This is a genomic window from Citrobacter europaeus (assembly GCA_020099315.1).
In the GTDB taxonomy this organism is placed as follows: domain Bacteria; phylum Pseudomonadota; class Gammaproteobacteria; order Enterobacterales; family Enterobacteriaceae; genus Citrobacter; species Citrobacter europaeus.
Map to the genome: position 1 here is coordinate 3,674,858 of CP083650.1, position 25,575 is coordinate 3,700,432.

At 52.1% G+C, this 25,575-nt stretch carries 14 protein-coding genes and 1 other RNA gene; 8 read left to right on the top strand and 7 right to left on the bottom strand.

Features of this window, described 5'->3' with window-relative positions:
- The first annotated feature begins 52 nt into the window (after positions 1-52).
- Complete coding sequence (gene bamE / locus LA337_17325; protein ID UBI14918.1) at positions 53-397, top strand: outer membrane protein assembly factor BamE; 345 nt, start codon at positions 53-55, stop codon at positions 395-397.
- 49 nt (positions 398-446) lie between these two features.
- Here the strand turns inward: bamE and LA337_17330 are convergent, their stop codons facing one another.
- Together LA337_17330 and ratA are read right to left on the bottom strand one after the other, a co-directional pair.
- On the bottom strand, positions 447-743 hold the full coding sequence (locus tag LA337_17330) for an RnfH family protein (GenBank protein UBI14919.1): 297 nt from the start codon (positions 741-743) through the stop codon (positions 447-449).
- Positions 727-1,170, bottom strand: coding sequence for a type II toxin-antitoxin system toxin RatA (gene ratA, locus LA337_17335; GenBank protein UBI14920.1), 444 nt, complete (start codon positions 1,168-1,170; stop codon positions 727-729). Before ratA ends, LA337_17330 begins: the two co-directional genes overlap by 17 nt.
- Before the next feature lie 154 nt (positions 1,171-1,324).
- Between ratA and smpB the strand changes: the two genes are divergently transcribed.
- From smpB to LA337_17370, 7 genes are all read left to right on the top strand, one after another.
- Positions 1,325-1,807, top strand: a complete 483-nt coding sequence (smpB, locus tag LA337_17340) for an SsrA-binding protein SmpB (protein UBI14921.1) — start codon at positions 1,325-1,327, stop codon at positions 1,805-1,807.
- 581 nt (positions 1,808-2,388) lie between these two features.
- Positions 2,389-13,647 (top strand): Ig-like domain=containing protein, encoded by an 11,259-nt coding sequence (locus LA337_17345; GenBank protein ID UBI14922.1) that lies wholly within the window; start codon positions 2,389-2,391, stop codon positions 13,645-13,647.
- 100 nt (positions 13,648-13,747) lie between these two features.
- Positions 13,748-15,157, top strand: coding sequence for a TolC family outer membrane protein (locus LA337_17350; protein UBI14923.1), 1,410 nt, complete (start codon positions 13,748-13,750; stop codon positions 15,155-15,157).
- Positions 15,154-17,340: a type I secretion system permease/ATPase gene (locus tag LA337_17355; GenBank protein UBI14924.1), complete on the top strand. Its 2,187-nt coding sequence runs from the start codon at positions 15,154-15,156 to the stop codon at positions 17,338-17,340. Before LA337_17350 ends, LA337_17355 begins: the two co-directional genes overlap by 4 nt.
- Before the next feature lie 7 nt (positions 17,341-17,347).
- Positions 17,348-18,511: an HlyD family efflux transporter periplasmic adaptor subunit gene (locus LA337_17360; protein ID UBI18503.1), complete on the top strand. Its 1,164-nt coding sequence runs from the start codon at positions 17,348-17,350 to the stop codon at positions 18,509-18,511.
- A 72-nt stretch (positions 18,512-18,583) separates the two neighbouring features.
- Positions 18,584-18,947: a transfer-messenger RNA gene (ssrA, locus tag LA337_17365) on the top strand.
- 164 nt (positions 18,948-19,111) lie between these two features.
- A complete protein-coding gene (locus LA337_17370) occupies positions 19,112-20,341 on the top strand; it encodes a tyrosine-type recombinase/integrase (GenBank protein ID UBI14925.1) in 1,230 nt (409 codons plus the stop codon).
- A gap of 156 nt (positions 20,342-20,497) precedes the next feature.
- Here the strand turns inward: LA337_17370 and LA337_17375 are convergent, their stop codons facing one another.
- Genes LA337_17375 through hxsD form a run of 5 tightly spaced genes read right to left on the bottom strand, consistent with a single transcriptional unit; the run spans position 20,498 to position 25,521 of the window.
- A complete protein-coding gene (locus LA337_17375) occupies positions 20,498-22,105 on the bottom strand; it encodes a DUF6119 family protein (GenBank protein ID UBI14926.1) in 1,608 nt (535 codons plus the stop codon).
- Between the two features lie 18 nt (positions 22,106-22,123).
- The gene (gene hxsA / locus LA337_17380) at positions 22,124-22,759 is read right to left on the bottom strand and encodes a His-Xaa-Ser repeat protein HxsA (GenBank protein UBI14927.1); all 636 of its coding nucleotides are present in this window, start codon (positions 22,757-22,759) and stop codon (positions 22,124-22,126) included.
- The gene (gene hxsC / locus LA337_17385; GenBank protein ID UBI14928.1) at positions 22,756-23,868 is read right to left on the bottom strand and encodes a His-Xaa-Ser system radical SAM maturase HxsC; all 1,113 of its coding nucleotides are present in this window, start codon (positions 23,866-23,868) and stop codon (positions 22,756-22,758) included. Before hxsC ends, hxsA begins: the two co-directional genes overlap by 4 nt.
- On the bottom strand, positions 23,861-25,249 hold the full coding sequence (gene hxsB, locus LA337_17390) for a His-Xaa-Ser system radical SAM maturase HxsB (GenBank protein UBI14929.1): 1,389 nt from the start codon (positions 25,247-25,249) through the stop codon (positions 23,861-23,863). Before hxsB ends, hxsC begins: the two co-directional genes overlap by 8 nt.
- On the bottom strand, positions 25,249-25,521 hold the full coding sequence (hxsD, locus tag LA337_17395; GenBank protein ID UBI14930.1) for a His-Xaa-Ser system protein HxsD: 273 nt from the start codon (positions 25,519-25,521) through the stop codon (positions 25,249-25,251). The genes hxsB and hxsD overlap by 1 nt, the downstream gene beginning before the upstream one ends.
- Between the last annotated feature and the right edge of the window lie 54 nt (positions 25,522-25,575).

Here is a 25,575-nt window from a genome sequence, read left to right on the forward strand (position 1 = left end):
ATATTACATATGAGCCGCGTACTGCTCGGGCCCGAAAAGGAATCAAATCACTATGCGCTGTAAAACGCTGACTGCTGCTGCAGCAGTACTACTGATGTTGACTGCAGGCTGTTCCACTCTGGAGCGAGTGGTTTACCGCCCTGACATCAACCAGGGGAATTATCTGACACCGACCGATGTCGCCAAAGTGCGCACGGGTATGACGCAACAACAGGTTGCTTATGCCCTGGGTACACCAATGATGTCCGATCCTTTTGGCACTAACACCTGGTTTTATGTGTTCCGTCAGCAGCCTGGACATGAAGGCGTAACCCAGCAAACGCTGACGCTGACCTTTAACAGCAGCGGCGTATTGACCAACATTGATAACAAACCCGCTCTGACCGACAACAAGTAGGTTTGAAGATCAAAAAAAGGTGCTCAATGAGCACCTTTTTTATTGTCTGTTATTTTTTAGCGGATTTCTCTGCTCGCTGTCTGCGCAGCTCTTTTGGATCAGCAATCAGTGGCCGGTAAATTTCCACCCGATCGCCGTCATGCAGAACATCAGCAAGCTTTACCGGACGGCTGTAGATACCCACTTTGTTTTTACTGAGATCGATATCGGTTCGTAACTCCAGCAGCCCGGAAGCGCGGATAGCCTCTTCCACTGTTGCACCCTGCTGCAGCGTTACGCGCTGTAAATACTGTTTCTCAGGCAGCGCGTACGCCACTTCAACGACAATTTTAGCCGACGCTGACACTGTAAACCTCTTTCGCGCGAACCGTGAAGGCTTGCACCATATTTGAAGCCAGTTCTTTAAAGATACGGCCAAACGCCAGCTCGATTAACTTATTGGTAAACTCAAAATCGAGATGAAATTCAATACGACACGCTTCATGACTCAGTGGCGTAAACTTCCAGCCGCCAATCAGTTTCTTGAACGGTCCATCGACCAGATGCATCAGGATGCTCTGGTTACTGGTCAGTTGATTGCGCGTGGTGAATGTTTTGCTAATCCCTGCTTTCGAGACATCCACAGCGGCCGTCATTTGTCCCGGAGTCGACTCCAGGACGCGGCTACCGGTGCAACCCGGCAAAAACTGGGGATAGGATTTAACATCATTCACTAACTGATACATCTGTTCCGCACTGTAAGGTACTAAAGCGGTCCGGCTAATCTGAGGCATAACAATTCCCATCAATATCAATCACACAAATAATACCATTTATCACCTGCTAAAAAAAACGCTATAGCCTAACTCGTGCTAAGATAGCGCCTTGCGCCCCGCTGGATGAAATGGGGTGTTTTTCGATTCCAGATTACCTATACTGAGCGGCATTATGACGAAGAAAAAAGCACACAAACCTGGCTCAGCCACAATCGCGCTGAACAAGCGCGCACGACACGAATACTTTATTGAAGAAGAGTTCGAAGCTGGACTCGCCCTGCAAGGTTGGGAAGTCAAATCCCTGCGCGCGGGTAAAGCTAACATCGGCGACAGCTATGTCATTCTCAAAGACGGCGAAGCGTTCCTGTTTGGCGCCAACTTCACGCCGATGGCGGTGGCCTCAACACACGTGGTCTGCGATCCCACCCGTACCCGTAAGCTGTTGTTAAACCAGCGTGAGCTCGACTCTCTGTATGGTCGTATGAATCGTGATGGTTATACCGTCGTTGCGCTTTCGCTGTACTGGAAAAACGCCTGGTGCAAAGTGAAAATTGGCGTCGCGAAAGGTAAGAAACAGCACGATAAGCGTTCCGATGTGAAAGAACGCGAATGGCAGGTAGATAAAGCGCGTATTATGAAAAATGCTGGCCGCTAAACGAAACTTCCCTGTGACCAGTCTCTCATTCTGAGGCTGGTTCTTATTTTTTAGTTATTGAAACCCACCCAATACATTCACCAGGTTTATAGTTTATTTGTGCTGAATCGTTCAGGTATGAAATAAACCTCCCTGACGTTACGATAGCAGTCCATAGTCTAATAAAATAAAAGTTCAAGACCATTACGCTCATATTTTTACTTATTTAATAACACTATTATTACTGGTGTTTATTATATTAATGCGTATTCACGCTAAAATAAAAACCATAAAATACAATATGTTATAATAGCTGAGATCGTTAAAAGCATACTGGAAAGTATCCTTTTCAAATCACTAAATACTTTTTTAATATGGATAAGTTGCAGAATACTTTCTTTCTGACTATATCATCTAATACGAAAGAACTATTCAACCCAAAGGGCCCGAACGTAATTAATCAATAAAATAACATCTGCTTGACCTAATCAATGAAATTACATGTGTAAATTCATCTTTATGATGAACGGGCCCCTGTCTGCTCATTTTCCCAACGCGCTGTTGCGGATTAATACTCCCGGCATGCCATCAGGAGTGAACATATGCGTCTACTCGCCGTTGTATCAAAATTAACTGGCGTTTCCACAAATGTTGAATCCTCTGAAGTTACGCTCAGTTCGCCTTCTATCGTGAAACTGTCGGTGTCACGTGAGGAGGTGAGCCAACTGACACGCGTTAATCAGGACTTGGTTGTCACACTCCGCTCAGGTGAAACCATCACCATTAAAAACTTCTATGTCGGAAAAGGTGATGCGCAAAACCAGCTTGTTCTGGAAGACAGCAATGGCGCGCTATGGTGGGTTCAGGATACTGACGGGGCATTCCATTTCCAGCATCTGGACGATCTCACTCCGCTGATGACGGCCGAAGGTAGCCATGAAGGCGGCGCCGTCTGGCCGTGGGTTCTTGGCGGGATCGCGGTCGCGGGCGGAATTGGCCTTGCTGCGGGTGGTGGTGGCGGTGGCGGCGGTGGAGGAAGTGATAATAACGCCGGGAACGGTAGTGGTGGGAACGGCAATGGCAATGGCAATGGCAATGGCAATGGCAACGGTGAAGGTAACGGCAATGGTGAAGGTAACGGTGGGAACGGTAGTGGCGACGGCGATGGTGGCACACCGCCAACGACAACCCCTAACATGCCTGACGTACCCGTTATTACCAGCGTAATCGATAACCAGGAGCTGATTACTGGTCCTGTTAATCAGCAGGAATCCACCAACGATAATACGCCCACTCTGCAGGGCACCGGTCCCGCAAATGCCACATTGCATATTTTTGATAACGGCGTCGAAATAGGCCAGGTCACTATCGATGCCAACGGCAACTGGTCGTTTACGCCATCATCTCCGCTCGCAGACGGTACCCACCAGTTTACCGTCAGTGCATCAGACGGTACGGGCAGCAGCGGCATGTCGGACAGCTGGGAGATTATTGTCGATACGCTTGCCCCCGACGCCCCTGTGGTCACGCAGGAAATCGATAATGTTGGTTCCATCACCGGTCTTATCGCCAATAACGGCATAACCGACGATGCCACGCCAACTCTCACAGGCACAGGCGAAGCAGGTAGTTTTATCAGCATTTCTGATAATGGCATTCTGATTGGCATGGTTCAGGTGGATGACGATGGTAACTGGACGTTTACACCGGACACGCCGCTCAGCGACGGCGTTCACAATCTGACGCTGACGCAAACTGACGCCGCGGGTAACGTCAGCGCGGAAACGAGCGTGCCGACATTCACAGTTGATACTACCCCGCCTGCCGCCGCGGTCATTACTTCCGTTAATCCGGAAGGTACAACAGTAACCGGGAGCGCGGAAGCGGGAAGCCTGGTCATTATTATCGACAGCAATAATCAGGTTTTAGGTTCAACCACCGTTGATCAAACCGGTAATTTCTCGATCGCGATTTCTCCCTCACAGACGCACGGTGAAGCCCTGATCGCGAAGATTCAGGACCAGGCAGGCAACGTCGGGCCAGACACGTCCTTCAATGCCACCAACTCTGGCTACCCGGGCGTACCCGTTATCGTCAGCATTATGGATGATGTTGCCCCTTCAACCGGACCATTGAACAATAATCAGGCCACTAACGACCCAACGCCTACGCTCTCGGGTACTGCGGATGCCAACAGCACGGTTAATATTTATAACAACGGGGTGTTTGTTGTAAGCGTGCTTGCCGATACCAGCGGCAACTGGACCTGGACCTCCGCTACGCTCTTGCCTGACGGCCCACACGCCTTCAGCGCCACGGCGACAAACCAGTCAGGGACAGGAGGCATGTCGGCGGCATTTAATATCAGCATTGACACTCTGCCACCGCCAGCGCCGGACGATGTCAGCGTTTCCGCTGATGGTAGCGTCGTCACCGGGACAACTGAGCCGGGCAATACCGTAGTTATTACCGACGGCAATAATGTTCAGATCGGCAGCGGCGTCGCCGGAACGGATGGCGCATTTACCATTACCATTAACCCGCCACAGACCAATGGCGAAACCATTACCGCTATCGCCACCGATCCAGCCGGAAACCCAAGCCCACCGGAAACTGCACTTGCGCCAGACATCACGGCCCCGCAGCCGCCGGCTAACTTGCTGATAAATCCCACTGGCGATCAGGTTACCGGCACAGCAGAATCCAATAGCACGGTACATATTCTGGGCCCAGATGGCACAATTATTGGAACGACAACCGCCGGCCCGAACGGAAGTTTCACCGCCACGCTGCTTCCGCCGCAGACCAACGGAGAACATCTTGTCGCCAACGCGACGGATGCGGCTGGCAATACCAGCGGCAACAGCGCGATTACCGCACCGGATACCACGGCACCTGATGCGCCTGCTGGCGTTATCGTCGCCGGTGACGGCGGGTCTGTGAGTGGACAAGCTGAAGCGGGAAGCACCGTCACCGTCAAAGACAGCAACGGTAATCAGATTGGTGTAGGCCAGGCTGACAGCGGCGGCAACTTCGCCGTGTCGATTACGCCATCGCAAAAGAACGGCGAAACGGTAAACGTCACCGCAACGGACAGCAGCAATAATGAGAGTCAGCCGACTTCGGCGCTGGCGCCGGATATCACAGCCCCCGGAACGCCCATCATTACCGCCGTGACGGATGACCAGCCCATGTACCAGGGCCCTCTCGATAACGGCGACGTCACTAACGACAGCAAACCTAAACTGGAAGGCACCGCCGAAGCAGGTTCTCAGGTCAAAATTTACGATAACGGCACCCTGCTGACGACCGTTACCGCTGATATCAACGGTAACTGGAACTATACGCCAGCCTCGGCGCTGGGCGAGGGCGCTCACATCTTCACGGTGACAGCCACAGACGCCGCGAATAACGCCAGCAGCGCGGCAAGCTGGAAAATTATTGTCGATACCATTGCCCCAACAGTTCCAGTGATAACGTTGGTTAACGATGATGTTGGCAGCATTACGGGTAGTGTGGCAAACAACGGTTGGATCACCAACGACAATACGCCAACCATCTCGGGTACTGGTGAACCAGGTTCACTGGTGAGCCTGTACGATGGCATTCAGCTGTTGACGGTAATTCTTGTCGACAACTCGGGTACCTGGATCTATACCGTTCCGGGAAGTCAGGCGCTCAGCGATCGCACCCATCAGTTTACGGTATCGGCAACCGATGCCGCCGGTAATGTCACCACCTCACCCACAGTGGTCAGCGTTACCGTAGATACCCAACCGCCAAGCGATCCTGTCATTTTGGCTGTGACCGACGACGTTGGGAATGCGCCTATCGATCTACCTACCGGAAGCCGTTCAAACGATACCTTGCCAGTGCTGAAAGGTACCGGAACAGCCGGTTCTACGGTCACCATCTATGATGGGGCTACGCCAATTGGAAGCACGACTGTTTTACCCGGAGGCACCTGGAGTATTCAACTCAGCCAACCGCTCAGCGAAGGCTTACACAATTTATCCGCTATCGGAACGGACGTTGCAGGCAACGCCAGCAACGCCGGGAGCTTTACGTTAACCATCGATACCACGCCGCCAGCCGCACCGGTTATCGTCGCCGGGGAGGGACTGATAGGCAGCGCCACTCTCCCCCTGGCAAACGGCGGCAGTACGAAAAGTACCACCCCTGTTCTTTCGGGGACTGGCGAGCCGGGAGCTACCATCACCGTTGCAGATAACGGCACAACGTTGGGTAACACCATCGTCCAGCCTAATGGTACATGGACATTTACGCCGCCAAATGCGCTTCCTGAAGGACCGCATCAATTCACCGCCACAGCGACTGACGTTGCGGGCAACACCGGGATCCCGTCGGCAAGCTTTACCCTGACGGTAGACAATACGCCTCCCGCACAGCCTGGCGCGCCCATCATTACCGACGATGTGGCTCCGGTTACGGGTGTCGTGACGAATGGCAACACTAATGACACCACGCCAACCTTTAGCGGTACCGGTACAGCAGGTGATGTTATTTCGGTGTATCTCGATGGCAACGCTACGCCGCTGGGCACCACCAAGGTTGGTGCGGACGGCACATGGAGCTTTACGCCGACCACGGCTATTAACCCGGACAGTTATCAGGTCACCATCACCGCAACCGATCCGGCAGGCAACGTCAGCCAGCCGTCGACTGCCGTCACCCTGAACATTGATATTACGCCTCCGGCAACACCTACGATCTCTGCTGCAAATGACAACGCAGGCACTGTTCTGGGAGATATCCCAGCAAACGGCACAACCGATGACAGTACGCCAACTGTGCGCGGAACCGGGGAGAGCGGCTCGATCATTACGCTGTATAACGGCACTACCGTCATAGGCACTACTACCGTAGTAAATGGTTTGTGGAGCATCACACCGACGACGGCGCTGCCCAACGGCACCTACACGCTGACGGCAGTCGCCACCGATGCTGCAGGCAACCCCAGCGGCACCTCAAACAGCATTTCGTTTACGGTGAATTCGACACCGCTTACCGCCCCGCAGGTGACGGATATTGCAGATAACGTCGGCGTGATTACCGGTACACTCGGCAATGGAAGCGTGACGGACGATCTCTCCCCCACCGTCAGCGGAACGGGAACTCCGGGCAGTACGATCCTAATCTATGATAATGGCAATCTCATCCCGCTAAACATCACGGTAGGAGCCGATGGTAAATGGAGCGTGGACGTTCCGCTTTCTGCCAATGTGGAACATACGCTGACCTTTGGCGCACAGGATGCGGCAGGTAATAGCCTCCCGGCGGGCAACCCGGTAATTATAACAACCGATACGCAAGCGCCACCTGCCCCCATCGTAACCATCATAGATAATAACGGTACGCTGGTGAACGGGACAGCCGAACCGGGCAGCACCGTCATCATCAGAAATGGCACCACGGTCCTCGGCCAGGCCGTTGCTGACAGCATTACCGGCGCTTACACCGTCACGATTTCACCGGCTCAGACGGCGGGTGAAACAATGAACGCGATCGCTCAGGATCAGGCGGGCAACCAAAGCGGAGAAACATCGTTTACCGCCTCTATCTCGGGCCTTCCACACCCACCGACTTTGCAAATCATCGACGATGTTCCTTCCGGTTTAACTGAAATTGGTAACGGAAAAACGACCAATGACACGCAGCCAACCTTACAAGGCGTGGCAACAGCCGGCGCTGATGTACATATCTACCAAAACGGAATTCTGCTGATCACCGTCCCGGCTGACGCGAGTACCGGTGCCTGGAGCTACACCATCCCCAGCGCGCTGGCGGACGGCACGACCTGGAACTACGCGGTCTCTCAAACGGTTGGACTCGACACCAGCGGCCTGTCGCCAAACTATGCCATTACCATCGATACCACCGCGCCGCTCGCGCCAGACATCACCGCCGTTACTGATGACGTGGCTCCGGTGACGGGCAATGTCGGCAGTGGACAAAGCACCAACGACACGCGTCCTACGTTGAGTGGTACTGGCGAAATTGGGGCGACCATTACGGTTTATGACGGCGGCGAGTCCATCGGAACCACGACCGTAAACAGCAGCGGAAACTGGAGCTTTACCCCGCAGAATGCCCTGAGCGACGGTATTCACACCTTTACCGCGCGCGCCACCGACGCCGCCGGAAACCAGGGAGTTGCATCTGCCCCATACCCGATTACGGTTGATACGGGCCTGCCTTCGGCGCCGATCATTGTGTCAGTAACCGATGATGTAGGTGTAACGTCCACGCTCATTTCCGGGCAGGCAACCAACGATAATACGCCAACCCTGGCAGGTACCACCGAAGCCAATAGCGTAGTCACCATCCGCGATAACGGCACGGTGATTGGCACAACCACCAGCGACGGAAGCGGCATCTGGAGCTTTACGCCTTCTCCGGCGCTCGGCGAGGGCAATCACGCGTTGACCGCCACGGTCACGGACGCTGCTGGTAACGTCAGCCCGGCAACAGCGCCATTCTCGCTGTTGGTCGACACACTCCCACCAGTAGTGCCAACGATTGTGTCAGTTATCGACGATCAACCGGGAAGCACTCTGCTGACCAACGGCCAACTGACCAATGATGCCCAACCCACGCTGAATGGCATTACCGAACCCAATGCCATTGTCACTATTCGCAGTAATGGTACGATCATCGGCACCGCAAATGCCGATGGCTCCGGTAGCTGGAGCTTCACCCCTACCAGCGCGCTGGCTCAGGGCGAAAATATCTTTACCGTGACGGCGACGGACGCGGCTGGCAACACCAGTGGAGCCTCCGCCTCGTTCAGCGTTCTGGTCGATTCAATTGCCCCATCAGCACCGGTAATTCTGACCGTTCAGGACAATACCGCGCCGACAACCGGGCCTATCTCCAACGGGCAAATCAGCAACGAAAGTCGCCCGGCGCTCAGCGGTACCGGTGAAATTGGCGCGACCATTACCGTGCTGAGCGATGGTCAACCCATTGGCACCACCATCGTCGGCGCAGGCGGAACCTGGAGTTTTACGCCCTCCGCGGCATTAGGTAACGGCCTGCATACTCTGACCGTCACGGCTACAGATAGCGCTGGCAATACCAGTCTGCCTTCTGGCGGCTTTACCTACACCGTCGATACTTTGGCACCGACAGCACCGGTGATTACTCAGGTTGCAGATGATGTCGGCCCGCTGATCGGTAATCTGAACAACGGTCAGGCCACGAACGATCCACTTCCGACACTTAGCGGTACGGCGGAAGCCAATTCCACGGTGAGAATTTACGATAACGGATCGTTAATCGGCTTTACTTCCGCGGATGGTACGGGCGCCTGGAGCTTCACACCTGGAACCCAGCTTGGCAACGGTAACCACGCGCTGACGGTAACAGCCACCGACGCGGCCGGAAATATCAGCCCAACGTCTGCAGGATTTAACATCGTTGTGGATACCGTCGCCCCGCTTGCGCCAACGATTATCCAGGCTTTTGATGACGTGTTGCCGGGAACCGGAACGCTGTCGAACGGAGCCTTTACCAACGACACCCGCCCCGTACTCAACGGCTCAGCGGAAGCCGGTGCCCGGGTAGCCATCTACGATAATGGCACGCTGCTGGCAACGGTGACTGCGACGATAGACGGCACCTGGGAATATCTGACCACCACACTTGGCAACGGCCAGCATGTGTTTACCGCCATCGCCACCGACGCTGCCGGGAACGTGAGTCCTGTCTCAGGCGGGTTTACTATTAATGTCGACACCATTGCGCCATCCGTCCCACTGCTGGTCTCTGTAGTGGATGATATCGCAGGCGGCGTGTTCAATGCGGCGCTCAGCAACGGACAGTTGACCAACGATGCGCGCCCGACGCTGAACGGCACCGCCGAGGCAGGCAGCACCGTCAGCATCTACGACGGAAGCACCCTGCTGGGTACCGCTGTGGTGCAAAGCAATAACAGTTGGTCGTTTACCCCAACCACACCGCTGGCGAATGGATCGCACACCTTCACCGTCACCGCCACCGATGCGGCGGGCAACACCAGCGGCGCGACGCCAGGCTTTAGCGTGGTGGTCGACACCACGGCGCCGACGCAGCCTTCGATCAGCAGCATTATTGATGATATTGGGCCAAATACCGGGCCGATTGGCAGCAATCAGCCAACTAACGACGCGCGCCCAACGTTAAACGGCATCACGGAAGCCAACGCGCGGGTTGATATTTATGATAACGGCAGTTTTGTCACCAGCGTGACGGCGGATGGTAGCGGCAACTGGAACTACACCCCGGCTACCGCGCTGGCGCAAGGCACCCATTCCTTTACCATCACCGCAACGGACAGTGCGGGTAATACCAGTGGCATGTCGTCTGCGGCCGCGATCGTGGTCGATACCGTTGCCCCGGGGATCCCAACCGGGCTGGCGGTAAACGCCAACGGCACCGCGCTCACCGGCGTTGCCGAGCCAAACAGCACGGTCATTATTACCTCCAGCGGCGGAACGGTGCTCGGCACGGCAACCGCCAATGCCTCCGGTAATTTCACCTTCACGCTGAACCCACCGCAAATCAGTGGGCAAACGCTGCTGGTTAGCGCACAAGATGCCGCAGGCAACATCGGCACGGCGGGTAACGTGCTGGCACCGTTTACCGGCGTACCGCCTGCGCCTGTTATTGCCAGCGTGTTCGATGACGTCGGCACGATCACGGGGCCGGTCGCGGCGGGCAAAACCACCAATGACACCCTGCCAACCCTTAGCGGAACAGCGCAGGCTAACGCCATCGTCAGCCTGTTCAACAACGGCGTACTAATGGGCACCACAACCGCAGACGGTAACGGGCTGTGGAGCTTTACCCCATCCGGCGCGCTCAGTGAAGGTAACCACGCGTTTACCGCCACTGCAACCAACGCCAACGGTGCAAGTGGGTTGTCCGGTTCGTTCAGCGTGATTGTGGACACCACGCCACCGCTCGCGCCAACAATACTGATCAGCGCCGATGGCGGTACCGTCAGCGGCGTCGCCGAAGCGGGAAGCACGGTCACCATTTCTCTGCCCGGCGGCACCAGCGTGACGGCAATCGCCAACAGCAGCGGTGTCTACAGCGTAAACCTGCCGGTTCGCCAGATTGAAGGACAGTCGCTGTCCGCCACGGCGACCGATGCGGCGGGAAATACCTCATCGCCGACAAGCGCTCTCGCACCGGTATTGCCGCTGCTGGCGGAAGACAATGTCACCAGCCTGCCGCTACAAACCGATGTGACCGTCAGCACCGAGCATCAAAGCGATTATGGCTTCCTGTTGGTCAATGCGCTGGGGAATGTCGCCAACGTACTGGGGAACGATACGGCAAGCGTGAATTTCAGCATCGCTTCTGGCGGCAGTGGATCCATTACAATCAATGCCGCTGCGACCGGCGTGGTGCTGTCACTGCTGAACACGCTTGAAGTCGTTATCCAGCGCTTTGACACTGGGCTGAATGCCTGGGTGACAGTGGTGGATACCGGGAAACCAGACTTCGCCAGCCTGCTCACCCTGGGCGCCTCGGGCGTAACGCTCAATTACAGCGGGCTGACTGGCGGTGATTACCGCGTGGTCAGCTACAACACCAACCTGCTGGCGACCGGGGCATACACCAGCCTTGATGTCTCAGTGGTAAAAGCCAGCGCAGGGACCATCATCGGTGGTACCACGGAATCCGGGAATATCATCACCGATACCGATCCCGCCAACGGGCAGGATAACGCGCCTTCCGGCACGCTGGTCACCGCCATCACCGACGGTAACGGCAACGTTGTGAACATCCCGGCAGGCGGCATTGATGTGCAAGGGAAATACGGTATTCTGCATATCAATCAGAACGGTAGCTACACCTATACCCTGACCAATACGTCAATCTCGGTGTATGGTCGTTCTGAAAGTTTCACCTACACGCTGACGCATGGCAGCGATCACTCCTCGGCAAAACTGGTGGTAACGCTCGGCCAGGCTCCAACCACCAGTACGGTAACCGCGGCAGACGATGTAGCTGCGCTGACTTACGGGACGCAGGTCAACGCAGTTGATCATGGCACATCACAGCAAACCGGGTTCACGCTCGCCAACGTCGGACTGGGTAATGTGCTGGATGTCAGCCTGGTTAACGGTTTAACCAATCCGATCAAATTTAACGTAGATGACGGCGCAACCCGCACGCTAACCGTCAAGGCCAGCGTGCTCGGCGTCACGGTGGGCGGTTTTGATCTCTATGTTTATCGCTTCAACGAGTCTATTCAGCAGTATGAACAGTTCCGCGTGAAACCTAACTGGGTCACGGCGCTGTTAGGTGGTAGCTCAACGGACTACACCATCACCCTGCCGGGCGGTGACTATCTGTTCCTGCTTAACGCCTCCGGCGGTCTGACGCTGCTGACCGGTTACACCCTGGATATTAAGGCGGATCACACCTACGCCGTCGACAGTCTGACAGCGACAACCAATGGAAACCTGCTGGTCAACGATTCGGCTCCGGCCAATACCGTTATTACCGAAGTGAATGGTGTCGCCGTTAGCGGCACCGGCACTACCAGCATTAACGGGCAGTACGGCACGCTGACTATCGATGCGAGAGGGAACTACACCTACACGCTGAGAAGCGGACTGGGCGCAGACGGTATCAACACGCCGGACAGCTTCGTGTATAAGGTCAGAGCGCCAAATGGCGATACCGGCAGCGCATCGCTGAACATTACGGCAACCCCACAGGCGCTGGATGCCGTAAACGACATCAGCAGCCAGATGGCGGTCACCACCCAGGCTGATACATCCAGGTCGTTTACCGACAACAGCGTTGGTAACGCCAGCTGGAGCGCCCAACTCCTTTCACCCACCTCACAAAATGGTACTGGCGTCATTGAAGTCGCGACGGGAACGGCGGTGCAAAACGCCATACTGCATTTTAACGTCGCTTCAGGTCTGACGCTGGGCGGACTGACCGTCACCTGGGCGCTGTATGACAGCAACAACGTCAAGATTGCCGGTAACTCATTCAATGGCGGATTGCTGATTGGCGGCAATATCGATATTGCCCTCAGCGGGGTAGTACTGCACCCCGGCAACTATCGCCTCGACTATACCGGCAGCGTCGGGGCTCTGGGGCTGGGGAATATCACCATCACCCCCAGCGTGAAAGGCACGATAATCGATCTGCAAAACTTCGAGACTTCAACAGCGAACAGCGTCACCGGCAATATTTATGACGGAGACCATATTGCCAGCGTGCATACCTTGCTAACGGTGAATGGCACGGGCGGCAGCGCCGCCACGCTGGATCCGCTGAGCAGCACGACCAGCGCCATCATTAACGGGTTGTACGGCAAACTGACCATTGGCATTGATGGTCATTACACCTATGCCCTCAACAGCGATGTCTCGCTCTCCACCATCGTCACCAAAGAGACATTTACCTACACCCTTAACGACCAGAATGGCCATACCGATACCGCTACGCTGACCATCAATATGAATCCGCAAGTGGTGAGTACCGTCGATGCCGATCGCCTGACTGGCAGCGCCTACGGCGATACGCTGATTTATCACCTGCTCAATGCCAACGACGCTACCGGCGGTAACGGAACAGCGGACACCTGGACCAACTTCTCGCTGGCCCAGGGCGACAAAATCGATATCGGCGACCTGCTGGTGGGCTGGAACGGGCAGAACGCTACGCTCGGCAACTACCTCACCGTGACCACCAGCGGTAACAACACGGTGATTGCTATCGACCGCGACGGTACGGGCAACACTTATCACTCAACCAATCTCATAACGCTGGAGAACGTACACACCACGCTCGATGAGCTGGTGCAACAAAATCACATTGTACCCTGACGTTAACGCAATGCGTTAAAGCGCCATAACTACAGCCCCGGATGCCATGACGTCCGGGGCAATAACAGTCGTCGCTGCCGTATTTTGTAAGGGATAAACTATGAGAAATGTCGCGCCTGTTGCCCTGCTGCTGGCATTAACGCTCTGTACCCTGCGGGTGAATGCCGAAGATGAACCGCAAATTATTACGCCGGAAGGACTGGCTACCAGCCAGATGCTTCCCTCGCTGGACGGCGCGGTTGCCGATCTGCCGCTGAGCACTGCCGCCCCCGGCAGCCTGACGCTCAACGACGCGGTAAGTCGCGCCGTGAGCTGGCATCCTTCCATTCGTGAATCGATCGGCAAACTGCTCTCACAAAACGAGCAGATAGACGTGGCGAAATCGAAATATTATCCGCAGGTTTCTGCCGGAATGAACAACGGTTACAGCAATACCTACACCGACCACGGCTTTAGCCCGGCGCTGGTTATTTCGGTGTCACAAATGCTGTACGACTTCGGCAAAGTGGCAAGCCAGGTCCGCGCCGAGACCGCCGGAGCCGCACAACAGCAGGCGAATGTGTTACTCAGTATTGATACCATCGCCCACGCAACCGCCAACGCGATAGTCCAGGTGCAGACATGGCAGCAAATGGTGGATGCCGCCGAAGAGCAACTCACCGCCTTAAACGGCATTGGTCGACTGACCCGTCAACGCAATGATGAAGGGGCAACCTCGCTGTCAGACGTGGTGCAAACCGATGCGCGCATCGAGTCCGCGCGTTCACAGTGGGCGCAGTATCAGGCCAATCTTGACAGCAGCAAGGCCACTCTGATGAGTTACCTCGGCTGGAACTCGCTTAACGGCATCAGCAACGAATTTCCGGCCAAACTGGACAGCAGCTGCGATGTGGTCAAACCGGAAGATAAACTGGTTCCTGCGGTGCTGGCGGCTTGGGCGCAGGCAAATGTGGCGCAGGCAAACCTCGATTACGCCAACGCGCAGATGACGCCCACTATCTCTCTTGAGCCGTCGGTTCAGCACTATCTCAACGACAAATACCCCAGCCATGAGGTGCTCGACAAAACCCAGTACTCCACGTGGGTAAAGGTCGAGATGCCGCTGTATCAGGGGGGCGGACTCACCGCCAGGCGCAACGCCGCCAGTCACGCGGTAGAGTCTGCACAGTACTCCATCCAGCGCACCCGACTCGAAGTACGGCAGAAATTACTGGAGTCCCGCAGCCAGGCGTTGAGCCTCGCCACCGCTCTGCAGATTCTGCGTCGCCAGCAGCGGCTGAGTGAACAAACGCGTGAGCTTTATCAGCAGCAGTATCTGGACCTCGGCTCGCGTCCGCTGCTCGACGTGCTTAACGCCGAGCAAGAGGTGTATCAGGCCCGTTTTGCGGAACTCCAGACTCAAAACCAGTTGCGCCAGCTCCAGTTGAACTGCCTCTATAACACGGGCTCTCTTCGCCAGGCGTTCGCCTTAAATAACCGCAGTATTCAATCGGTGGAGATCAAGCTATGAGCGACCTCGATTCACATGCGGAAGATGCGATTGGCGAACACGCCCTGAGCCAGTGGGCACAGGCGATGACGCATATTGCCAACCACTATCGCGTTACCTGTTCGCCCGGCGCAATCCAGGCCAACGCCCCATGGTTTGCGGGAAAAAGCCGGGCCACGGCCCTGTCGCAACTGGCGCGTCAGGCGGGACTATCATTTCATGCGCTGGATACCGCCACGCAGGCGTTCGGTCAGTGGCGTCTGCCGGTAGTCGCGGAGCTACGCGACGGCCAACTGATGGTGATAGAACATTTCAACGGTGAAGATACGTTAGATGTTTTTATCATCGCCGAAGAAGGCCAGCGTAACCGGTTAACGATTGCAGAACTTCTGCCGGAGATCGTGAGCATTACCGCGCTGCGCCCGCTGTCGGCGCTGAAGGACAGTCGGGTCGACCGCTATATTTCGCGCTTCAAGCCCGACTGGATGCGCGAACTGGTGTTAAAGGACATCCGCCCTTACCTGCCGGTCATGATTGCCGCCTTTTTGATTAACGTTCTGTCGCTCGCCGGGATTATCTTCTCCATGCAGGTCTATGACCGGGTGATCCCTGCCCAGTCTTATCCAACGCTGTATGTTCTCTCCACCGGCGTTCTGGTCGCGGTGCTGTTTGGCTTTTTGCTGCGCGAAGCGCGTACCCACATAATGGACCTGCTCGGCAAACGCGCCGATATGCGCATTTCCGATCGCGTGTTCAGCCACGCGCTGAGGCTGCGCAACAGCGCCGTTCCCCGTTCGACGGGGAGCTTCATTTCTCAACTGCGCGAGCTGGAACAGGTTCGCGAGATGATCACCTCTTCGACCATGTCGACCATTGTCGATCTGCCGTTTTTCTTTTTGTTTATCGTGGTACTGGCCTTTATCGCCCCGCCGCTGGCATGGATAGCTCCCGTCGCAGCCCTGCTGATGATCCTGCCCGGTTTGCTATTACAGAAGAAGCTGGCGGTGCTCGCCAACCAGGCTGCCCATGAATCCACCCTGCGCAACGCAGTGTTGGTCGAAAGCGTTCAGGGGCTGGAAGACATCAAGCTGATGCAGGCGGAAAACCGCTTTTTACAGCAGTGGAACAGCTACATCCGCATTACCGGAGAGTCCGGGCTGCGCACGCGCAGGCTGACTCAGGGGCTGATTGGTTGGGGTATGTCGGTACAAAGCCTGGTCTACGCCGCCATCATTATGTTCGGCGCGCCGATGGTCATTGAAGGCACCATGACCACCGGGGCGGTGGTGGCCGCTTCGATGCTCGGTTCCAGAATGATTGCCCCGATGGCTAATCTGTGTGGCGTGCTGGCGCGCTGGCAACAGGTCAAGGCCGCGAAGATGGGGTTAGACAGCATCATGCAGCTTCCCACCGAAACGCAGTACGATGAAGACCGGGTGCATCAGGAGATTTTTCACGGTCATTATCTGTTTGAAAACGCGCACTTTCGCTACCACAGCGACGATCAGCGCGTTCCACTGCGCATCTCGCGTCTGGAGGTCATGCCCGGCGAACGGGTGGCGATCCTCGGGCGTAACGGTGCCGGAAAATCAACCCTGCTACAGGCCATGGCGGGCGGAGTGGAGATTATCCAGGGCGATGTCCGACTCGACAACCTCAGTCTGGCGCAGATCGATATGGCTGATTTACGCCGCAACATCGGCTTTCTTAGCCAGAACGCACGGCTGTTTTTCGGCACCCTGCGCGAGAATCTGACCCTCGGCGCACCGCACGCCAGCGACGCGCAGATCTTCGAAGCACTGGAGGTCAGCGGCGCGGCGGCTTTCGTTAAACAACTCGCCAAAGGGCTGGCACATCCCATTATGGAGGGCGGCAACGGTTTGTCCGGTGGACAACGGCAGTCGATCCTGCTGGCAAGAATGCTGCTGCGATCGCCCAATATCGTGCTGCTCGATGAACCCAGCGCCTCGCTGGATGAACATACCGAGCGGGAGTTTATTCAGCGCCTGAACCAGTGGCTGGGCAACCGCACACTGATTGTCGCCACCCATCGCGTACCGGTCCTGGAACTGGTCGAGCGCGTGGTGGTGTTAAAAGAAGGCCAACTGGTCATGGATGCCCCGAAAGCGCAGGCGTTGAATGCGAGCCGGGCACCCGCCCCAACTCACGGTCGGGAGTGGAAAAATGAAAACCAATCCGCATGACGCCGCCATGGATGACCTTGATATCCGTCGCGAGCACCGTTTTTCCGGGGCCAGCCGCATTATTCTGCTCAGCACGCTGCTGTTTGCCGTCCTGGGTATCTGGGCATATTTCGGCAAGCTGGATGAAGTCTCAACCGGCAGCGGGAAAGTAATACCCAGCTCGCGAGAGCAGATCTTGCAGTCGCTGGATGGCGGCATTCTCGCCGAGCTTACGGTTCGCGAGGGCGATAAAGTGCAGGCCAATCAAATTGTGGCGCGCCTCGACCCCACCCGCTCTGAGTCCAACGTTGGGGAGAGCGCCGCCCGTTATCGCGCCTCACTGGCTTCCAGCGCAAGGCTTAATGCCGAAGTTAACGATCTGCCGCTGGTCTTTCCCGATTCACTGCGCGCCTGGCCGGATCTCATCGCCTCCGAAACTCGCCTGTATAAAAGCCGCCGCGCGCAGCTTGCGGATTCAATGGCGGAACTGCAGGATGCGCTGGTCTCGGTCAATAAAGAGCTGGCCATCACCCAACGGCTGGAGAAAAGCGGCGCGGCCAGCCACGTAGAAGTGCTGCGCCTGCAACGACAAAAAAGCGATCTGGGATTAAAAATCACCGACCTGCGCTCGCAATATTTCGTGCAGGCGCGGGAAGCGCTGTCAAAAGCTAACGCCGAAGTGGACATGCTGGCGGCTATTTTGAAAGGACGCGAGGATTCCGTCACCCGTCTGACCGTTCGCGCGCCGATGCGCGGTATCGTGAAAAACATCCAGGTCACCACCATTGGCGGCGTAATCCCGCCTAATGGCGAGATGATGGAGATTGTGCCGCTTGACGACCATCTGCTGATAGAAACCCGCCTGTCGCCGCGCGATATCGCGTTCATCCACCCCGGTCAGCGGGCACTGGTGAAGATAACCGCCTATGACTACGCCATTTACGGCGGTCTGGAAGGCGTAGTCGAAACCATCTCTCCGGACACCATTCAGGACAAAGTGAAACCGGAAATCTTCTACTACCGCGTGTTTATCCGCACCCATCAGGACTTCTTGCAGAACAAACTGGGACGCCATTTCTCCATCGTACCAGGCATGATTGCCACAGTGGATATAAAAACAGGTGAAAAAACCATCGTCGACTATTTAATCAAACCGTTTAATCGCGCAAAAGAAGCGCTGCGCGAACGATAAATCCTTGAGGATTAGGGGTTGCGGGGGCTGGTCACGCGTGTCACAAGTCTGTTATACTTGCTCTAACACATTGGGGCTGATTCTGGATTCGACGGGATTCGCGAAACCCAAGGTGCATGCCGAGGGGCGGTTGGCCTCGTAAAAAGCCGCAAAAAAATAGTCGCAAACGACGAAAACTACGCTTTAGCAGCTTAATAACCTGCTCTGAGCCCTCTCTCCCTAGCTTCCGCTCTTAAGACGGGGATCAAAGAGAGGTCAAACCCAAAAGAGATCGCGTGGATGCCCTGCCTGGGGTTGAAGCGTTAAAACTAATCAGGCTAGTCTGGTAGTGGCGTGTCTGTCCGCAGGTGCCAGGCGAATGTAAAGACTGACTAAGCATGTAGTACCGAGGATGTAGGAATTTCGGACGCGGGTTCAACTCCCGCCAGCTCCACCAATTTTTAGTTGTTTGAAGTACAATGAAGTCTACTAAGCCCGCACAGCACAAGCTCTGCGGGCTTTTTTACGTCTATTGTCGTCCAGTGAGAATTGCTGAGAACTACGAGTTATGGCACCCTGAATGGGACCCACTAAGAAGGGTCCAAAAATCGAGGGTCCCAAATGGCAAAAATCGCTAAGAAGCTCACTGACACTGAAATCAAAAGCACCAAGCCAGCCGACAAAGAAATCAACTTGTTTGACGGAGATGGTTTGATACTACGAATCGCTCCCCTCTCGAAAGGAGGGAAGAAGAATTGGTATTTCAGGTATGCAGTGCCAGTGACCAAAAAGCGAACTAAAGTGAGCTTAGGAACCTATCCTCATCTTACACTTGCCAAGGCACGAGCTTTACGTGAAGAATACCTTTCCTTGCTTGCCAATGGCATTGATCCCCAAGTCCATAACAGCAATAAAGCTAATGCCTTAAAGAATGCTACTGAACACACTCTCCAAGCCGTGGCAAGAAAATGGTTAGATGAGAAGGTAAAGACCTCAGGTATCTCACAAGACCATGCAGAAGACATCTGGCGAAGCCTGGAGAGAAATATCTTTCCCGGATTGGGTAATGTTCCTGTCAATGAGATCCGACCCAAACTCTTAAAGCAACATCTTGACCCTATTGAGCAACGAGGTGTCCTTGAAACACTTCGCCGCATCATATCCCGCCTGAATGAAATTTTCCGCTATGCAGCAACAGAAGAACTCATAGAATTCAACCCGGCAGACAACCTGGGGCAACGGTTCAGTAAGCCTAAAAAGCAGAATATGCCTGCATTACCCCCTTCCGAACTCCCCCGCTTCCTGGTTGCTCTAAACAATGCTTCTATCCGTTTAGAAACACGATTATTGATTGAATGGCAGCTTCTAACATGGGTTCGTCCAGGCGAAGCAGTTCGTGCAAGATGGTCTGATATTAATATAGAAACCGGCATGTGGAACATACCATCCGATTTTATGAAGATGAAGAAGCCACATAAGGTCCCATTAAGTAAAGAAGCTTTGCGAGTATTGGATTCAATGAAAGCCATCAGTGGGCACAGAGAGTGGGTTTTCCCCAGTATCAAAGCTCCACTCAATCACATGCATGAACAAACAGCTAATGCGGCCATAATCCGTATGGGCTTCGGAGGTGAGCTTGTAGCTCACGGTATGCGATCAATCGCTAGAACGGCTGCTGAGGAGTCTGGCAAGTTTAGGACTGATGTCCTCGAAGCTGCTCTTGCACACTCGAAGAAGGATGAAATAATAGCAGCTTACAATCGAGCAGAATACCTAACAGAACGAGTTGCTCTTATGCAGTGGTGGAGTGATTATGTCATTGCTCAAAAATTTAAAGCTATTGCGGCATAACAACTCTATAAGGGGTTAAATCTCCCAGCCCCTTATCCACCAAGACATAAACCTTTTTTGACACCACTTTGTTCTAAACCAAGATACATGGGCTGTAACTTACAAAAGCGATTTTCTGCATGAACTGGCAAACGTCTCTGGCATTGAAAAATTTATTTAAAGCTTGTTCTTTTGTGGTTTACATAGCTTCTTTTTATAAATATCTGGGTCCACAGCAATTTTGCAGATCCTGACCTCATACCCAAAATTGGTAATACTCTTGTGGAAATTTTTCAAGTTTATTTTAGAAAACAAAGGTAAATCTTCGGGAAGATTTTTATTAGAAGCTATGGCGAAAACTAGCTTATATTTTTTAGCATCTGGTCTATTTATATGATCGGCTAATTTTATATGAGCAGGTAGTTTCTCATTAAGTTTGCCTCGAAATTCAGAGTCACTTATAAAAAGTTCAGAACCTATAAATCCTTGTGAAAAAAGATGGCTCATACTTTGCGAACCAGTATAATATTTTACATGGATAAAATCTGATTGACCTCTGATAAGATCACAAAATTCAATCTTACTTTTACCACCACCATGATGAATGAATTTCTGATCCATGTGTGTAAAGGAATTATCATCGTGGCAAAGTTTCTTATTATAATCCTCCTCTCGTTTATATGAATATACAGGAAATTTATCCGACTCCTCATAATGAATTATTTTTTTCATTTCATCATCAATAGTCGATACAAAATTCCTATCTGCAACATACCATATAGAGTCTCGAAGAATATAGTTCTGATCACCTTCCTTTATCTCGGCATAGAGGCACCTATATAAAGACCATTTTTTTATCGATTCAAAATCGGCGTTCAAAACATGCAGGTAACTTTTTTTGAGTTCATCAACAGTTACTTCAGTTTTCTTACCATCAAAATAATCACAAACATGGTATATTGATAAGGTTTCATGAATGAACCTTTGTCTCTTATCAAAGCAATAGCCTATTTGATTTTCCCAGTCTACTATTTCTGGCTCTCCAAGCCATAAATCATTGAAGTCTTTTTCCTTTATCCGATCAATCAAAAGCGAATCCAATATCTCAACTTCTTGTTCATCAGCCTCCTTGATATTGTTAACCCATTCGAATTCTTCAGGAAGAGGTAATAAGTAAATAGAGTCTATTTTGGTCAACAGTGCTGGAATAGCCTTCAATTCAATATCCGGCATGATCACAAACGCATCTTTGCCAGTAATTTTACTTCCTAAAATATCTTCTGTCGAAGTGCCTGTGAGAGTTGTGAGAATATCCATCTCAGAATCTATTTTTAGGTTGTATATATCGACTTCTTTACTGCTCTGACTGCGAGTTAACAGGTTCGTTTCGTTGTGACTGCCTTTATCTAAACTGCGAATTTTTTTATGTTCTATACTATTAAGAGTTGTTTTAAGCCCAAATCCTTTGACAATGCTGCCATCATTGATTAAGTGATGACCGGTTCCAAAGGGAATAAGATATCTGGAATTGTTAGCTTCAATAACTAATACTGCTCCTGTGCTACTATTCATACCGAAGAAATCAGGTTCTATGCCAGGGTTTTGGCCCATAAAAAAGGTGGTCCATTCAGGAGGTTTTGGGTCCATGTACTCCTTTACATATAGATATGCTCGTGCATCCTCCATATCGAATTCAACAGGTCTTTTGACCCTTTCCAAATTCAAAACCTGATCAATATCATCGCTAAACCTTTTTGTTTTATAAATAGAGAGTTTTATCTTCATTCTATTTTACCTAATATTTTAACGAGCCAGTATATTCAAAGAGTTCAATAACTGAGCATCTAATGTTTCTCTTACTGGAGTAGGAAGCCCATATGCAACTCTGTAATTTTTGATAGCAGTTCGTGTCGCAGGCCCCATACTTCCGTCTATATTGCCGTTATAAAACCCTTTATCCAATAATGCGAACTGCACTCGCATGATCAAACGCTTACGCTTCTCAGTATCAGAAGCCAGCCCACTACTTGCACGAGTAGTTCCATTCATTCCAGCAGAGTTTGTGGTCGTAGAGGCATCGGTGTCATTAGAGCGAAGCGAACGAACAGATGAAGAAGACGATGACGAATTTGTACCTGAAGTGGATGAGCCTGATGAGCTTGGTGAACTGTATGTTTTAGGATAATAAGGAGTGCTTCCACCATAGTACCCACCACCAGACGAAGATCTATGAGAACTATGGCTTCGATGGGAGCTATGACTACGATGCCCTGCAATGTAGAAAGGTACTTCCGTGTTAAGTGGAGCTATGACTAAATCATGCTCATTAAGAGTCATGCCGGGCAAATCACTTGCTCCAGTGGAGGAATCACTTGCCCATACAGAATTATTGAGTGCTAAAAATCCCGGAAGCAGAGCAGCGAAATTAAATTTTTTCATATAATTGGTCTCGGTGATTGATGAAAACGGCCTTTTGATGAACTGAAATAACCAGCACATGAAGACTTCTGAGTACATTCATCACATTCTTTGGGATAGTAATTTTTCCAGTCAGAAATTGATTGAGTAGCAAATCCCCAGGCTCTTTCAGGAAGATGGCACAATGGGTAATTGAAGATTGTCAGGGGGATGCCTGACCTTTGTGCTGTTCCTATGGCAGAGAGAATTTTCTCACCATAGCTATCATGCTCAATGAAGATTGATGACCAGTTTTTACGTGCCCAGCCAATAGATTCTAACCCCATTAGAGAAATCTGGTTGATATTGGAGAACACGCGACTAGAGAACTCTATGATTTTGTCCAGTTCCATATAGTTAGCCAGTGTCGGAATGATTCTTAACTCAATGTTGATCCCTGAGTTACCGGCATTGATAAGCCCCCTAACTGTCTCATCAAATGCCCCGACGCTTCCAACCAGATAGTCATGAACTGACGACCTTGAAGAATAAAGAGGAATACCGAAAGTTATTTTGAGCTTTTCGCTTCGCTCTTTCATCTGTTGAGTAAAACTGACATCTGCAAACTTTCGTCCATTGGTCAAAACATGCAAAGCTGTCTCAGGTGAGTTTTCGATTATTAAGTCCAGAAATTGCAGGAAATCTTCGCCATACAGTAGAGGTTCTCCCCCACTCACTCCTACTACACCATTCAGTGAGAAAGAGGCGATGGCAAGTGCTGACTGGTTAAGAAGCCAGTCATCGTTTCCTGTCTTAGGAGGCTGAGAACAAAAAAGACAACTGTTGTTGCACCTTTCAGTTACCAGAACAGTGTTATGGTTTGCTCTCCGTGACAAAATCACTCTAATCATGTTGCCATTGTTAACAATCCCTATATCACCATCTTCTATGGAATTGAAAAGATCAGTGCTCACAACGAAGTCTGCAAAATATGCAGGAAGTCTGGAATCAAGTTGAGTTTCACTGACCAGTAAATTTGGCAGATAGAATTGAGGATTTTCGGGCTTAAATTTGCACAGGCGATAGAAACCTTGCTGAACTGGCAGATCTGCCGTAAACCTGAAAATGTCGTTTCTCAGCACCTCAGACATAAGTCCACCCTTTTAGCATCTTTGCCATCGGCCCATCCTGAGAAATTTCATTCAGAAGGAAGCGGAACATGCCTTTGTGATACTGGCAGAAAGTAGACCGACTCTTGTCACCAACAGGTTCGCCATGAACACTAATGTTTTGGCAAGGATCTGCCCCACAGAAAGGCTGATAAGCACAGGTATCGCATCCCGGCATAGCAAAATTGAATGAGGATGAAAGAGCGGAACGGTAGTATTCGTTGCTACTGAATGAGAGTGAGGCAAACTCTCCTGCACTGAAATCTGCTTCCGGGTTTACTTTCTGAAGCATACGACTTTCATCACTACCGTAGACTTTACCGTCATAATTGAACAGGATGCAGTTCAGCACGACTCCGCTTGGCGATTTTAGATCTGCATAACCACTGAATCCCGGATTGAAAATTCTTTTGAGATGGATAGCAGCCGAGTGCTCAATGACAGGTATTCCCTTTTCATTCTGAATCAACACTTCCTGCATTAACTCTTTATAAAAATCAAAATACTCTGGCATTGAAAAAGTGAAGCTCTGCTTCTGAGCAAACCCATAAGGACTAACAGGCCTGATAAACATGTCTGTAAGACCCAGAGACAGATGGGCATCTACTATGGAAGCTGGCTCCTTTGTCAGTTCCTTAGTAACAGTAGTGACAGTTGCTACCCGGTTTTCCCCAAGTTCTTCTGTGATTTTCCGAATACCTGTTACTGCTTTGTTGTGAGCCTGAAAGTCAGTAAGAATACGATTCTTGTTATGGACGGCTTCATTCCCATCAAGCGAGACAGAGAAGGTTATATTCCGCTCTTTAACCCATGAGAGGATGCTTTCATCAAGTAATGACAGACTTGTAGCAATCACCATTTCGAAAGCATCACTACCCAATGAAATCTCGCACTCGTGATAGATTGACTGGACAAGATCAAACCTGAGAAGTGGTTCACCGCCCTGTACTTCTATCTTGTAGGGAGGTGTACCCAGTTTCTTTATGGTGTTAACAATTTGCGGTAACAGTTTAGGGTTGAGATCATAACCATCAGCGGTGGCCGATGCCCTGCTGACCTGGCAATATTTGCAAGTATGATCGCAACGAAGAGTAGGTACAATCATAAAGATTGGCCTGGCCGCCAGTTCGTTCATGAGTCGTTTGGCAAAAGCCGAACTTAATGCATAAGGGGTAACAGAGGAATTATCATCTCCGCTGATGAAAAGTTTGCTTTCAAGCGATGAGGACTGTTCTTGACTGATATGACCGTTTATCAGATCGAGAAATTCCTGCTCACCTAAAAAATGATGAAAGCCAGCGAGGTTGCTGATGAAAACGTGGTCGTCAGGCATCCTGTCGAAGTTGAAAGGCATCAGTCTCATTATGCAAGCCTGTCATCTATGCTTCGGAGAACCTTGCTGACAATGGCATCACGCAATTGACCGGTTTGATGATGAAGTTTCTCCCTGAGGCTAAAATCGTTTACCAGCCTTTCGAATTCAAACTCACATTCAGGACTACTTGTCTCAAAGAAGATAATCCAGGAGGATATATTTTCTTCAAGTTTCCATGAACTTACAGGAGTCATCCAGTAGAGGGTGTTTCGGATAACCCATTCAGAAAACTGATCTTTTTGTAACACCTTTTCCCACATTGTTATTACCTTCCAAAGAAATAATAACGGAAAGAAACTTATTCCATTTAGAGA